This is a genomic window from uncultured Streptococcus sp., from assembly GCF_963525625.1.
Lineage (GTDB): Bacteria > Bacillota > Bacilli > Lactobacillales > Streptococcaceae > Streptococcus.
Map to the genome: position 1 here is coordinate 54,499 of NZ_CAURLD010000005.1, position 14,882 is coordinate 69,380.

Consider the following 14,882-nt stretch of genomic DNA (forward strand, 5'->3'; position numbering starts at 1 on the left):
TCTCGCTATTTCATACAAGGCCGGAAATTTCTTTCGTATTGACGACCTTGTAACGGTTATTCCGTTAGCTACTCCCTTGAGTTAGAAACTATTATACCAAATTTTCAAGCTTTTGCAAGGGGAAACATTATGATTTTCAAGAGTTTTCTTGGAGAATAGCAATTAACCCCAGCTAATCTCCATTTCATAGCTGGCAAAAATCTGCTCTCCATCAACAGTTTTCAGCTGATAATGAAGTTGCAGAATTTGCTTGGTAAAATCAACCTTGTAAAAAGAAGTATCGGTCACAAACTGCTGCAAGCCCACAGGTGTATGGATGCCAACCAGCGCCTGCCCTTGACTGATGAAGCGCATGATGGACTTAGGCTCAGAAAAGCGGGTCATAAGCAACTCTTTATCATGAAACTTCAGAACTACTTTCTCTCCTTCTTCATTTTTGTATAGCAGATAATGAAAGTCTCCTTTTTGCGTCCAGTCCGTATCGTAGACCTGATCGATTAGCTCGGTATGCCCGTCCAGTTGGATGTGATTTTTTATTCTGATTTGCATCTTTATCTCGTTTCTCTTTTTCTTTCCCTATTTTATCAAAAAAAGGACAAAATTGCTCTTCTTTCAGTTGCAGCTTTGATTTTTTTCCTACTATGATTTGTGGTATAATGATAACATGATTGAAAAAGTATTTCGGGACCCAGTTCATAATTATGTTCATGTGGACCATCAGGTTATCTATGATTTAATCAATACTAAAGAATTTCAACGGCTGCGCCGCATCAAACAGCTGGGTACTTCCGGCTATACTTTCCACGGCGGGGAGCACAGCCGTTTTTCGCATTGTCTGGGAGCTTATGAGATTGCTCGGCGCATCACCAAGATTTTCAACGAAAAATACCAAGCCAACTGGGACAGCCATGAAAGCCTACTGACCATGACAGCCGCTCTCCTGCATGACTTGGGACACGGAGCTTATTCACACACTTTCGAGCGCCTTTTTGATACTAATCACGAGGACATTACGCGGCAAATCATCACCAGTCCTGAAACAGAGATTCATCAGGTACTGGTGCAGGTTTCACCAGATTTTCCAGAAAAGGTAGCTAGCGTTATTAACCATACCTATCCCAATAAGCAGGTGGTCCAGCTGATTTCCAGCCAGATTGATGTGGACCGGATGGATTATCTCTTGCGCGATTCCTTCTTTACTGGCGCTTCCTATGGGCAATTTGACTTAACCAGAATTTTACGAGTGATTTGTCCAGTAGAAAACGGCATCGCCTTCAAGCGCAATGGCATGCATGCGGTGGAAGACTACGTAGTCAGCCGCTACCAGATGTACATGCAGGTCTATTTCCACCCGGCCAGCCGAGCGATGGAAGTTCTGCTGCAAAATCTGCTCAAGCGAGCTAAGTTCCTCTATCCGGCCCAGAAAGATTATTTTGCGCTGTCATCGCCCAATCTCATTCCATTCTTTGAAAACAGAGTGACCCTGCAGGATTATCTGGCCTTGGATGATGGTGTTATGAATACCTATTTCCAAGTCTGGATGACTAGTCCAGACAAGATTTTATCTGACTTGGCTCAGCGTTTTATCAACCGCAAGGTCTTTAAGTCCATCGTCTTCTCTCAGGAAAACGAAGCGCATTTGGATATCATGCGAGACCTAGTTGGGCAGGTTGGTTTTGACCCTGATTACTATACTGCTATTCATCGTAATTTTGATTTGCCTTATGATTTCTACCGGCCTGACGTTGAAAAACCCCGGACCCAGATTGAGATCCTGCAAAAAGATGGCTGCTTAGCAGAATTGTCCAGCCTGTCTCCTATCGTCCATTCGCTAGCGGGGACCAGACAGGGCGATAATCGCTTCTACTTCCCCAAGGAAATGCTGGCAGAGACCGGACTTTTCAGCGAAAAAAACCAGACCTTTATGCACTATATCAAAAACGACCAATTTACCTACGGAGAATAATATGTCTATCAAATTAGTTGCCGTTGATATTGACGGCACCCTTTTAAATAACCAAAAAGAAATCACTCCTGAAGTCTTCAGCGCTGTTCAGGATGCCAAGGCTGCTGGCGTTAAAATCGTCATTGCAACCGGCCGTCCTATTGCGGGTGTTCAAAATCTTCTCGAGGAGCTAGAGCTTAATCAGCCAGACAACTATGTCGTTACTTTCAACGGCGGACTGGTGCAGGATACTGTTACAGGTCAAGAATTAATCAAAGAAACACTGACCTATGACGACTATCTGGATATCGAACTGCTCGGGCGAAAATTAGGCGTTCACATGCATGCCATCACCAAGGACGGCATTTATACTGCCAATCGCAACATCGGCAAGTACACTGTTTACGAGTCCAATCTGGTCAGCATGCCTATCTTCTACCGTACTCCTGAAGAAATGGCCAATAAAGAAATCGTCAAGTGCATGTATATTGATGAGCCAGAAATTCTGGATGCGGCCATTGCTAAGCTGCCACCAGAATTAGCCGAAAAATATACACTGGTTAAGTCAGCTCCTTTCTATCTGGAAATTGTCAAAAAGACTGTCAATAAAGGGGCTGCTATCCTTCATCTGGCCGAAAAACTGGGCTTGAGTAAGGAGCAGACCATGGCTATCGGTGATGAAGAAAACGACCGCGCCATGCTGGAAGCTGTCGGCTCTCCTGTTGTCATGGAAAATGGTAAGGAAGAACTCAAGAAAATCGCCAAATATATCACCAAATCGAACGACGAATCCGGCGTAGCACACGCTATTAGAGAGTGGGTTTTAAAATAATGTTTAGTTACAAAATTGGAATTTCAACTCAGGAACACGACGATTTTGTCACGGCTCATCCGCAGGCCAATCTTCTGCAGAGCTCAGCCTGGGCTCAGATTAAGGATAACTGGGCCAATGAGCGCTTGGGCTTCTATAAAGACGACCACTTGGTTGCTGCAGCCAGTATCCTGATTAAGTCACTGTCCTTGGGAATGACCATGCTTTATATCCCACGCGGCCCTATCATGGACTATGGTGACAAGGAGCTGCTGACCTTTGTTTTGGCGTCGCTCAAGAAATTTGCCAAGGAGAAAAAAGCGCTCTTTGTCAAGTTTGACCCTAGTCTCTTTCTGGCAGAAAGCAAGATGGGTGGTGAATTGCAAGATAAGGCAGAGACGCTTGAGCTGATTCAACAGTTACAGCAAGCAGGAGCTGTCTGGGTCGGACGGACTGAGTCTCTAGATGAAACCATCCAGCCTCGCTTGCAGGCCAATATTCATAAAGAAGATTTCAGCGAGGATCTGCTTTCTAAGAGCACTCGACAGGCTATTCGCACAGCTCGTAACAAAGGGATTAAAATCCAATTTGGCGGAGCAGAACTGCTGGATGACTTTTCAGCCCTGATGAAGAAAACGGAAAATAGAAAAAACATCCACCTACGCGGTAAAGACTATTATCAAAAACTCTTGGATACTTATCCTGAGCACTCCTACATCACCTTGTCCAGCATTGATCTAAAGGCACGATTGGAAGACTTGCAGGCTCAGCTGACCAAGACACTCAAGGAAACAGAGAAATTTACCGAGAAAACCAAGCCTGGCAAGATTGAGAATAACCAGCAAGAACAGAAACGCCTCCAAGAAGAAATTGACTTTTTAAAGGCCAAAATCAGCCAAGGTGCTGCAGTCGTTCCCCTGTCTGGCACACTGGTCTTGGAATACGGCAAAACCTCTGAAAATATCTATGCCGGAATGGACGAGGAATACCGTCGTTACCAGCCTGCTATCATCACTTGGTACGAAACGGCCAAACACGCTTTTGAGCGCGGAGCAGATTGGCAAAATATGGGCGGAATCGAAAACGACCTCAAGGGCGGTCTCTACAGCTTTAAATCCAAGTTCAATCCAACCATTGAGGAATTTGCTGGTGAGTTCAACCTGCCAACTAATCCCCTCTACCACCTCTCTAATCTGGCCTACACTATTAGAAAGAAACTGCGCAGCAAGCATTAACAGAAAGGAAGCCTATGACCTTTAAACTTCTCAGCCAAGAAGAATTCATCCAGCATACCTCAGCTAGCTCCCAACGCTCTTTTATGCAGACCGTAGAAATGGCAGAGCTGCTGAGCAAGCGGGGCTTCAGTACCCAGTATGTCGGCTACACCGACCCGCAGGGACAGGTAGTGGTGTCTGCTGTCCTCTACAGTATGCCTATGACTGGCGGCCTCCATATGGAAATCAACTGCGGTCCTGTCTCTACTGATGCTCAATACCTGAGCCCCTTCTATCAAGCTTTGCAGGCCTATGCTAAAAAAGAAGGCGCCTTGGAACTCATCATCAAGCCTTACGAGACGTATCAGACCTTTGACAGCAATGGCCAGCCCACATCTGATGAAAAAGGCCAGCTTATCCAGCAGCTGACTGACTTAGGCTTTGACTTTGACGGACTACAGACAGGCTATCCAGGCGGCGAGCCTGATTGGCATTATGTCAAAGACTTAGCTGGTCTGACGGAGAAAGACCTGCTCAAATCCTTCAGTAAAAATGGCAAGGCGACTGTCAAAAAGGCTAATACCTTTGGTATCAAGCTAAAAAGGCTGGAACGTGACCAACTCAGCGTTTTCAAAGACATCACAGCTGCTACTTCTGACCGGCGGGAATATGATGATAAGCCATTAGACTACTATCAAGATTTTTATGATAGCTTTGGTCAACAGGCGGAATTTATGACAGCCAGTCTCAACTTCAAGGACTATCTTCAGAACTTACAAAAAGACCAAGAGAAACTGGGCCAGAAAATTCAGAAACTGCAGGCGGACTTGGAAAACAATCCTCAATCTGAAAAGAAGCAAAATCAGCTACGAGAGCTTTCCAGCCAGTTTGATAGCTTTGAAACCCGCAAAGCAGAGGCCAAAGAGCTGATTGACAAGTACGGCGACCAAGACCAAATCCTGGCTGCCAGCCTCTTTATCTACACCCCTCAGGAAGCAACCTATCTCTTCAGCGGCTCCTATCCTGAGTTTAATAAATTCTACGCTCCAGCCCTGCTGCAGGAATATGTTATGACCGAAAGCATCAAGAGAGGCATTCCATTTTATAATTTCCTCGGTATTATGGGAATTTTCGATGGTTCTGACGGTGTTCTGCGCTTCAAACAGAACTTCAACGGCTTCATCGTCCGAAAAATGGGGACTTTCCGTTATTATCCTAACCCTCTCAAATTTAAGCTGCTTCAGCTCATAAAGAAAATTCTAAGACGTTAAAAGAACCAAGGTCTCCCTTGGTTTTTTGTGTGTTTATCTATAACGAGGTGTCGCAAAACCACGGATATTTCCATGACCGATGCGGTAAGTATTGCGTTTAACTACGTTATTGCTGTTGCCTTCAATCGTGTGAATGATGCCATTTTCGACTTTTTCGACAATACCGATATGATCAGCCCAGCCATCATTTTGCTGGGTATCTTTATCCCAGTTAAAGGTGATGATATCGCCTGCGCTAGGAGTCGAATTGCCATCTTCATTCCAGATACCTAGTCTTTGGAAAATATGAATATGGCGCTCTACACCGCACTCACGGCCAATAAGATCACTCAAGCCCTCTCTTTGGAAAATAACTGTAGTAAAAATGTCGCACCAGTCATCTGTGTTTTTCACAGCATAACCAACTGGCAGCGGTCTGACACTGTTATAATCGTTGACCAAGCGCTGATGCTCAGCACTGCCTCCCCTGACACCTACCATAGCAGCTGCCGCCGCAAGAACACGGTCGCGCTGATTAGTTGCCTGAGGACGGTTCACAGAGATAGAGGTCTTTTCTCCACCAGCTCCTTGCAGCTGATTTTGATTATTTAAGTAATACAAGTGAACATTGTACTCGCCTGCATTATTCTTATGATCACGCGCATATACATGCTTACGATAAGTACCATCAGCCTGACGATCAGCTGTGTACCATTGGACATCATCTTGGCCATTCGCTTCTGACCAAGTCGGCAGGTAAACTGTCTTGAGACCTTCTGGTGCCACAATACCTGATACTACAATATCAAACTCTCCAGTGTCATTATTCTTATTTTGAATACTGATTTTACCCTGCGGCTTACTGATAGAAACGTTGGTCTTGATGCCACCTGCTCCTACCAGCTTACCATCATTTTGGACATAGTAGAGATGTACATTATACTCGCCCTGAACGTTGTTATGTTCACGCGCATATACATGCTTACGATAAGTACCATCAGCCTGGCGATCCGCTGTGTACCATTGGACATCATCTTGCCCATTAGCCTCTGACCAAGTTGGCAGGTAAACTGTCTTAAGACCGCCCGGTGATACGATATCTGAAACTACAATATCAAAATCGCCGGTTTCGCTGTTGCGATTCTGGATGCTGATTTTGCCTTGCGCTTTTGGTTTCTCAATGGAAATAGTCGTTTTAGTGCCGCTCACACCAACCAAGCTGCCATCATTCTGCACATAGTAAAGGTGCACATTATATTCGCCCTCAACATTATTGTGATCACTTAGACGGACACGCTTACGATAGGTGCCATCAGCTTGACGCTCAGCATCGTACCACTTGATGTCATCTTGGCCGTTGGCTGTAGACCAGGTTGGAAGAGAAACACTCTTCAAACCACCTGAGGATGAGATCCCTGAAACTACAATATCAAAATCGCCAGTTTCGCTGTTGCGATTCTGGATGCTGATTTTACCCTGCGGCTTGCTGATAGAAACGTTGGTCTTGATGCCGCCTGCTCCTACTAGTTTGCCATCATTTTGCACATAGTAGAGATGCACATTATATTCGCCTTGGACATTGTTGTGGTCGCTCAGGCGAACTCGTTTACGATAAGTGCCATCAGCCTGACGTTCTGCGTCATACCATTTGATGTCATCTTGGCCATTGGCCTCTGACCAAGTTGGCAATGATACGCTTTTGAGACCGCCTGGAGAGACAATACCTGAAACCACAATATCAAAATCACCGGTTTCGCTGTTGCGATTCTGAATACTGATTTTGCCTTGAACTTTTGGTTTTTCTATAGAAATAGTCGTTTTAGTGCCACTTACACCTACCAAGCTGCCATCATTTTGCACATAGTAGAGATGCACATTATATTCGCCTTGGACATTGTTATGATCGCTCAGTCGAACTCGTTTCCGATAAGTACCGTCAGCCTGACGTTCTGCGTTGTACCACTTGATATCATCTTGACCGTTGGCCTCTGACCAAGTTGGTAGAGAAACAGTCTTGAGGCCGCCCGGAGATGAGATACCTGAAACTACAATATCGAAATCACCAGTTTCTTTGTTTCGATTTTGAATACTGATGGTGCCCTTAGGTTTCCCAAGAGAAACGGTCGTTTTAGTACCGCTTACACCAACCAAGCGGCCGTCATTTTGAACATAGTAGAGATGTACATTGTACTCGCCCTGCACATGATTGTGGTCGCTTATGCGTACCCGCTTACGATAAGTGCCGTCAGCCTGACGTTCTGCATTGTACCACTTGATATCATCTTGACCATTGGCCTCTGACCAAGTTGGTAGAGAAACAGTCTTAAGACCTCCTGGAGATGAAATACCTGAAACAACAATATCGAAATCACCAGTTTCGCTGTTACGATTCTGGATGCTGATTTTTCCCTGTGGCTTGATGACAGATACATTGGTTGTAGTACCGCCAACACCGACTAATTGGCCGTCGTTGCGGACATAGTAGAGATGGACATTGTACTTGCCAACTGAATCCTTATGTCTGCTAGAATCAACAGAAACTTTATAAGTACCATTGGCCTGCTGAGTGGCTGTGTACCAGATAATATCGTCTTGACCATTAGCTTCAGACCACACTGGAACACTAACAACAGACACTCCATAAGGAGCAGAAACGTTTGAAATCACAACATCAAAGCTGCCGTTGACATTATTCTTATTCTGAATACTAATGTTACCCTTTAAAGGCTGCTTAGCAAGAGCAGACTGCTGGGTAAATCTCCCAGTGTAATCAACGCTATGGTCAAATACATGCTTACCAGCTAACAGCTGGGCCTGAGCTGTAAACTGCCATGCTCCCGCACCACTGTTGTATTTGAGAGATTTAGCTCCATCAAGATTTAAATTAGAGGACGGATACTGGGCCACCCAGAAGTTGCTATAGCCAAACTGAGATGTATTAACCGGTCCCTTGCTGCGAAGATTATTTTGATCCAGCCAGCTGGCACTGGTATAGTACATCAGGTTAGAATAACCCAGCCTGCGCATCTCATCCGCCCAAGCCTGGGTATGCTGGTTAATCCCATTTTGCATTTTAGGATCTTCCATATCGTTGACCATGACTGTGTTTTTAGGCAAACCTAGTCTATTAGCAAAGGCAGCATAATAACGAGCTTCTGCTCTCGCTTCTTCATCGTTAGTATAGTGCGAGAAGGCATAGGTCGATACTTGTAAACCAGCTCCCTGCGCATTTCTCACCTGAGACTCAGCAAATGGATTAGTGTAATGGGTTCCTTCTGTCAGTTTGACAACGACCCCGCCAACCCCTTGCTGGGCTAATTTACGGTAGTCGTCTACGCTGATATGGCCATTGTGGCTGCTGACATCTACAAAGGAAGTACCTTTAATCTCCGCTTGGGAATTCCCGCGGGCTGCCTGAGCCTTTGACCCAGCATTATAAAATACAGTTTTTCCAGCATTACTAGCTTTTGGTGCTGATGCTACTGCAGGACTGGTCTTTGGCTCTGAGGCAGTAGCAGAATCTGCAACAGAAGAGCTTGCTTTTGCTGACTGATCAGCTACAGTTTCATTCTGATTAGAAGCACTTGCATCCGACTGACTTTGCCCTTCTGGCTTAGCAGGGGCCACCTGAGTTTCCACAGTGGCTGATTGAGCTGCTCCTCCAGACTCAACAGCTATTCCTACAGCATTCGTTGCTTGCTCCTCTTGCTTAACCGCTTGAACTGACTGTTCTGCAGATGATACTGCTACAGTCGGCTGATTAGACACTTGTGATGAAGCCGCATTGACTGCTTGATTCTGGGAACTAACAGACCTTTCTGTTTTTAAAACTTCTGACTCAGCGATCGTATGTTCCTCAGCTTTTGCAACATTGGCAGTCGCTGCCAGCAAAATAGCCGTACTCGCTAAATAAACTAATTCTTTCGATTTCAACTTTTCTCTCCAACTTTTAAAAAACTTGTCACCTTTGGGAGGACAAGTCTTTTTTCAACATTTTTTTATTTTACAAAATCAAGCAATGCCAAGAAGCTTTCAGCTTCAAGTGATGCACCACCAACAAGAGCACCGTCAACATCTGGACAAGCCATGTAAGACGCAACATTTTCAGGTTTTACAGAACCACCGTACTGAACACGAACCTTGCCCGCTACTTCTTGACCAAAGTCAGCTGCTACAACGTCACGAACTGCTTTACACATCTTTTGAGCGTCGTCTTGAGTTGCTGACTTACCAGTACCGATAGCCCAGATTGGCTCATACGCGATAACCAATGATGCAACTTGCTCAGCTGTCAAGTCTTTCAAAGCAGCTGATACTTGAGCACCAACGAAATCTACTGCTTTACCAGCTTCGTAAGTTTCTAGCGACTCACCACAGCAGATGATTGGCACCAGACCATTGCGGAAGATAGCATGCGCTTTTTTGTTGATGTCTTGGTCTGTTTCATGGAAATAATCGCGGCGTTCTGAGTGACCGATAACGATGTAGTCAACTCCAACTTCTGCAAGAACTTTAGGGCTGTTTTCACCAGTGAAGGCACCTGCATCTTCAAAGTAAGCGTTTTGGGCCGCAACTTTAAGATTGCTTCCTTTAGCTGCTGCCAAAACAGTTGTCAAATCAAGTGCTGGAGCAGCGATACCAGCTTCTACTAAATCTGAAGAAGGCAGCTTAGCAGCAACCGCTTCTACAAAAGCCTTTGCTTCTTCAGGATTTTTGTTCATTTTCCAGTTACCAGCAATAAATGGTTTACGTGACATATTCACACACCTCTTCTATTTTATTTATAGTAACATTGTAACACAGTTGAATGAAATAATAAAGGTTATCCACAGAATTTCATCAAATTGAAACATCTTTATTTTAAGGGGATAAGATCTGTGGAAAATTCTTCTCATTATCATTTTCCCCTCGTATCTTCAAGACAGCTCTTTCTCCACCAGAGCACGCACCTCAAAATCACCTCTTCAGTCCGCTAGAAGAAAAAACAGAACCTAGTCTGAGACTAAGTTCTGTCGCTTTTATCAACTTCAAAGAAAATCACTGTTTCTTCTCTTGTTTGTAAAACTCTTTTAAGGCATCCTGCCAAGTCGGAATGACAAAGCCTGTAGCCTTGGCCTTGGCCAGGCTCATAGTTGAGTTGAAAGGCCGCTTAGCCTTGGCCGGGAACTTGCTGGAATCAACCGGTTGGACTTCCACATCTGTATCTTTGAGAATTTCCACTGCAAAGTCATACCATGTCGTGTCCTCTGCCGCATCATTAGACAGATGGTAATAACCAAATTCCTTTTGATTTTCCGCCAGATGAGTCATAAATTCAGCCAACGTACGAGTCCAAGTCGGACGGCCATGTTGGTCATTGACTACGGTCAGAGTTTTGTGCGTCTTGGCAAGATTTTGCATGGTAAAGACAAAGTTTTTACCGTAGTTACCAAAGACCCAGGCAGTACGGATAATGTAGAAACGGCTGGAATATTTCTCAACCAGCTCCTCACCCATGCGCTTGGTACGGCCATACTCAGTCTGCGGATCCGGCCGATCATCTACTTCCCACTCCTCACCGACAGGCTTTTGTCCGTCAAAGACATAGTCTGTTGAGATGTAGACCAAGGTTGCTCCGTGAGCTTCTGCAGCTTTTGCTACATTTTCTGTACCAGTCACATTGATGGCATAGTCCAGCTCTTTTCCTTCGTCCTCAGCAGCATCAACTGCGGTATAGGCTGCACAGTGATAGACCAAGCTTGGCTTGACCTCCGCAAAGACCTTGTCCACCATTTGGGCATTGGTAATATCCATTTCTGCCACATCAACAGCCACATACTCCTCATTGCGCTCATCCAAAAGATAGCGAAGCTCTGTACCCAGCTGTCCATTCGCACCTGTAATTAAAATCATTTGTCTTTCCTTTCACATCATAAACATTTAATGAGTTTATTATAACAAAAAAAGCAGAAAAAATCTGCTTGGTCGAATCCCTATCGGAAAATATACTTATATAGTATGATTTAGAGAACATTCTCTTGCCGCTTTTGATATTCTGTATACAAGTGATACAACAATCTGCAAGTAATAATGAATAGACTTATCATTAGAGGCAAAAAGGTTCGAGTGCTTGAAGCGTAGAGAGTGGGGGATAATGAAATGACCATGCGGCCAATAAAGCCAATTACAAATAAATAGGTCAGCCATAATTTTTCTTTAAAGTCAGAAACTACAAGCCACAAAGCGTAAAGAATCATTAATAGCAGCAAGCCATAAAAAGCGACTGCGCTCATATACGTGATATTAAAAGAAAATGTCCCTGATTCTCTGGCTGCTTTACTGATACCTGTTAATGTACCAAAAATAGTATTCCAGCCCATTTTTTGTGAAAAAATATTGAATATGACAAAACCGCTCAGAGCTAAGGCTGTTACACTTTTCTTATGAAGAGCATAGACAAAGAGCACAAGCAAGAAGACCATCACAAAGGCAAAGGACGTGGAAAGCAGATTATCGCCTGTCTCCAGAAAGCCAAGCCCAAGCTTTTGCAAGATATTCAAGTTAGGAAAGTTGGGGAACCAACTGACAATATTCTTTTCCAAACGCAGAGCATTCCCCGGAGACAGCTTGGCTGATATGATTCCTAAAGCGCTCAGTGCCAAATAGCATAGATTACCCAGTAAAGGTTTTTTCTCTTTTTTCGCAAGGACAGTTTCAAACAGAAGCCATAAAAAAGCGTAGACAGCTAATTGTTCTTGCATGATAGCAACTAAAAAGCACAAAAGGCTAGCCATATTAATCCAAATATTTTTAGATTCTCTGCAAAAAAGTGCAAAAAGCAACAAGGAAGCAGGGAAAATGTAATTGACATAGGTCGGAATAGAACCCGCGCTTAAAAATTCAGTTGCTGGAAGGAATATAAAAATTAGTAAAGCTGGCAGCCAAGGCAAGGAAGGAGTCAGCTTCCTTAAAGCATAAACCAAAAGCAAAGTTGCCAGAAAGGCTGCTGCTATAAACAGCTTTTCGTGAACAGAAAATAATAAGGTGGCTGACTCAATGAGTAGTCTACTACTCCAAGTAAAATAACGATCAATCCCAAAGAATAAATAATTGTAATGAAATTCCTTAGCATATTCTAAAAATGCTGTTTGGTCTCCTACTGGGGTGATTTTATTATTGATGTAAAACTGTATCGTATAAATAAACGAAGATAAGCATAAGACAATATTAATTTTTTTATTTTTCACAATCTCTCCTCAGCTAAATAAGAGTCACTTAAGCTCAAAAACTCTCTCAAAGACTCACTTACTCTTCTCTTTAATCACATAGATTGGGCGATGCTTGGTTTCCATAAAGATTTTGCCAATGTATTTACCCAGTATGCCGATGGTCAGCAGCTGGAAGCCGCCGATAAGGAGAATGACAGTCATAAGAGACGGCCAACCCGATGTCGGGTCACCAAAAACCAAGGTGCGAATAATAATCACTGCCATCAGGATGAAGGCTAAAATCCAAGACAGGATACCTCCTAAAAAGGCGATGTTGAGCGGCGCATCAGAGAAATTGACAATACCTTCTAAAGAATAGTTAAATAGAGACCAGAAATTCCAAGAGGTCTTGCCAGCCACTCGTTCGACATTTTTGTATTCCAAGTACTCGGTATTGAAGCCAACCCAGGCAAAAATTCCCTTGGAGAAGCGATTGTACTCTGAAACTTCCAGAATTGCTTCTACCATCTGGCGGCGCATCAGTCGAAAGTCACGCGCACCATCTACCATCTCCACCTGACTAATCTTGTTAATCAGCTTATAGAACAAATTGGCAAAAAAACTCCGAATAGGCGGCTCTCCCTCGCGAGTAGTGCGACGGGTACCCACACAATCCAGCTCAGGATTCGAGTCCAGCATGGCCTTCATCTCAATCAGGAGCTCGGGCGGATCCTGCAAGTCCACATCCATGACTGTCACAAATTCCCCGCTCGCCTCTTGCAAACCAGCATAGAGGGCGGCTTCTTTTCCGAAATTACGAGAAAAAGACAGATAGTGCACATCTGAACAGCGACTGCTGAGCTCACGCAAAACAGCCAAGGTCCGATCCGTCGATCCGTCATTGACAAAAATATATTCAAACTGGTCACGGATTTGATATTTGACCGCTTCCATGGCTTCATGAAACAGAGGAATAGACTCTTCTTCATTGAAGCACGGAACAATCACTGAAATTGTCATTTTAATCTCCTACTATTTTATATATTTCATCCTATTATAACAAAAAACTAGGCGAAAACCTAGTTTTATTCTTATTTGCTCAGTCTAGAGGCCTTGAAAATTAGATAGATTCCAAGGCTAGCTTGAGATCTTCTATCAAGTCATCCACATTTTCCAAGCCGATAGAGAGACGAATTTGATTTGGTGTAATGCCTGCTGCCAGCTGGGCCTCTGGTGACATCTGACCGTGAGTCGTTGTAGCTGGATGGACAACCAAGGACTTAGCATCTGCTACATTGGCCAAGTCAGAGAAAATCTCCAGGCTGTCAATAACCTTACGAGCTTCTTTCTCCCCACCTTTGACATTAAAAGTGAAAATTGAGCCCACGCCTTTAGGGAAATATTTTTCTGCCAAAGCATGATAAGGACTGTCAGCAAGCTTGGGATAATTGACCTGCTCGACCTTAGGATGCCCTGCTAGGAAATCTACTATCTTCTCCGCATTAGACACATGGCGCTCTACGCGCAAAGAGAGAGTTTCTAACCCCTGCAAGAAGAGAAAGGCATTGAAGGGAGACATGGCTGCACCCGTATCGCGCAAGAGCTGGGTCCGGACAGCAGTAACAAAGGCTGCTGCTCCGACATCGCGCGTATAACTGATATCGTGGTAGCTAGGATCTGGGTCCACAAACTGCGGAAACTTGCCAGAAGCTTCCCAGTCGAAACGACCGCTGTCCACAATCACGCCACCGATGCTAGTTCCGTGACCACCGATAAACTTGGTCGCAGAATGTACCGCGATGTCCACTCCATGAGAAAAGACATTGATCAGATAAGGTGTAGCAAAGGTATTGTCGGAAATCAACGGAATCTTATGAGCATGAACCAGCTCTGCCAAAGCATCAAAGTCAGGGATATTAATCAGAGGATTGCCCAAGCTTTCAATCAGAACCAGCTTGGTATTGTCCTGAATGGCTGCCTCTACTTCAGCCAGATTTTCAATATCGACAAAAGTCGTGGTAATGCCATAGCGAGGCAGGGTTTCCTTGAGCAGATTAAAGGTACCGCCGTAGATGGTAGAGGCTGCTACTACATGGTCGCCAGCATGCGCCAAAGCTAGAACTGTATAGGTAAGGGCCGCCATACCAGAAGCTGTCGCTAGTGCTCCGACTCCACCCTCCAAAGCCGCAATCCGCTCTTCAAAAGCAGACAAGGTCGGATTGGTAATCCGAGTGTAGATATTGCCCGGCTTGCGTAGGGCAAAGAGATCTTCTCCCTCCTGAGTATCGTCAAACACATAGGAAGTTGTCTGGTAAATAGGCAGAGCCCGCGACTTGGTTGTCGGGTCTACTGTCTGTCCGGCATGAAGCTGCAGGGTTTCAAATTTAAATTCACGTGTCATAAGGTCACCTCACTATAGTTATGTGATAAGTCTACCACTAAACGCCCCGCTTGACTAATAGAATTTCCTTATCA

At 44.4% G+C, this 14,882-nt stretch carries 11 protein-coding genes; 4 read left to right on the plus strand and 7 right to left on the minus strand.

The genetic code is table 11. From position 1 onward, the window contains the following. Window positions 1–162 precede the first annotated feature (162 nt). A complete protein-coding gene (locus RYK49_RS04120; RefSeq protein ID WP_002897831.1) occupies window positions 163–549 on the minus strand; it encodes a DUF1934 domain-containing protein in 387 nt (128 codons plus the stop codon). Between the two features lie 115 nt (window positions 550–664). Here RYK49_RS04120 and RYK49_RS04125 point away from each other — a divergent pair, with 115 nt between their 5' ends. From RYK49_RS04125 to RYK49_RS04140, 4 genes are read left to right on the plus strand one after another with little or no spacing between them, the layout of a single operon-like run. Beyond that, a complete protein-coding gene (locus tag RYK49_RS04125; protein WP_314864956.1) occupies window positions 665–1,966 on the plus strand; it encodes an HD domain-containing protein in 1,302 nt (433 codons plus the stop codon). 1 nt (window position 1,967) lies between these two features. Continuing rightward, complete coding sequence (gene yidA / locus RYK49_RS04130) at window positions 1,968–2,777, plus strand: sugar-phosphatase (RefSeq protein ID WP_314864958.1); 810 nt, start codon at window positions 1,968–1,970, stop codon at window positions 2,775–2,777. After that, complete coding sequence (locus RYK49_RS04135) at window positions 2,777–3,991, plus strand: aminoacyltransferase (RefSeq protein WP_314864960.1); 1,215 nt, start codon at window positions 2,777–2,779, stop codon at window positions 3,989–3,991. The genes yidA and RYK49_RS04135 overlap by 1 nt, the downstream gene beginning before the upstream one ends. A gap of 14 nt (window positions 3,992–4,005) precedes the next feature. Further along, the gene (locus RYK49_RS04140) at window positions 4,006–5,241 is read left to right on the plus strand and encodes an aminoacyltransferase (protein WP_314864961.1); all 1,236 of its coding nucleotides are present in this window, start codon (window positions 4,006–4,008) and stop codon (window positions 5,239–5,241) included. A gap of 33 nt (window positions 5,242–5,274) precedes the next feature. On the opposite strand, the gene RYK49_RS04145 is transcribed toward RYK49_RS04140, so the two are convergent. The 6 genes from RYK49_RS04145 to RYK49_RS04170 form a co-directional block, all read right to left on the minus strand. Continuing rightward, a complete protein-coding gene (locus tag RYK49_RS04145) occupies window positions 5,275–9,153 on the minus strand; it encodes a GBS Bsp-like repeat-containing protein (protein WP_314864963.1) in 3,879 nt (1,292 codons plus the stop codon). Window positions 9,154–9,218: 65 nt separating this feature from the next. Next, window positions 9,219–9,977, minus strand: a complete 759-nt coding sequence (tpiA, locus tag RYK49_RS04150) for a triose-phosphate isomerase (protein WP_314864965.1) — start codon at window positions 9,975–9,977, stop codon at window positions 9,219–9,221. 280 nt (window positions 9,978–10,257) lie between these two features. Continuing rightward, window positions 10,258–11,112 carry a dTDP-4-dehydrorhamnose reductase gene (rfbD, locus tag RYK49_RS04155; RefSeq protein WP_009660566.1) on the minus strand — a complete coding sequence of 285 codons (855 nt, stop codon included), beginning with the start codon at window positions 11,110–11,112 and terminating at the stop codon, window positions 10,258–10,260. Between the two features lie 110 nt (window positions 11,113–11,222). Continuing rightward, entirely contained in the window at window positions 11,223–12,446 is a 1,224-nt protein-coding gene (locus RYK49_RS04160) for a beta-carotene 15,15'-monooxygenase (protein WP_314864968.1), read from the minus strand. Between the two features lie 54 nt (window positions 12,447–12,500). Then, window positions 12,501–13,427, minus strand: a complete 927-nt coding sequence (locus tag RYK49_RS04165; RefSeq protein ID WP_314830899.1) for a glycosyltransferase family 2 protein — start codon at window positions 13,425–13,427, stop codon at window positions 12,501–12,503. 100 nt (window positions 13,428–13,527) lie between these two features. Further along, a complete protein-coding gene (locus RYK49_RS04170; RefSeq protein ID WP_311154292.1) occupies window positions 13,528–14,808 on the minus strand; it encodes an O-acetylhomoserine aminocarboxypropyltransferase/cysteine synthase family protein in 1,281 nt (426 codons plus the stop codon). Between the last annotated feature and the right edge of the window lie 74 nt (window positions 14,809–14,882).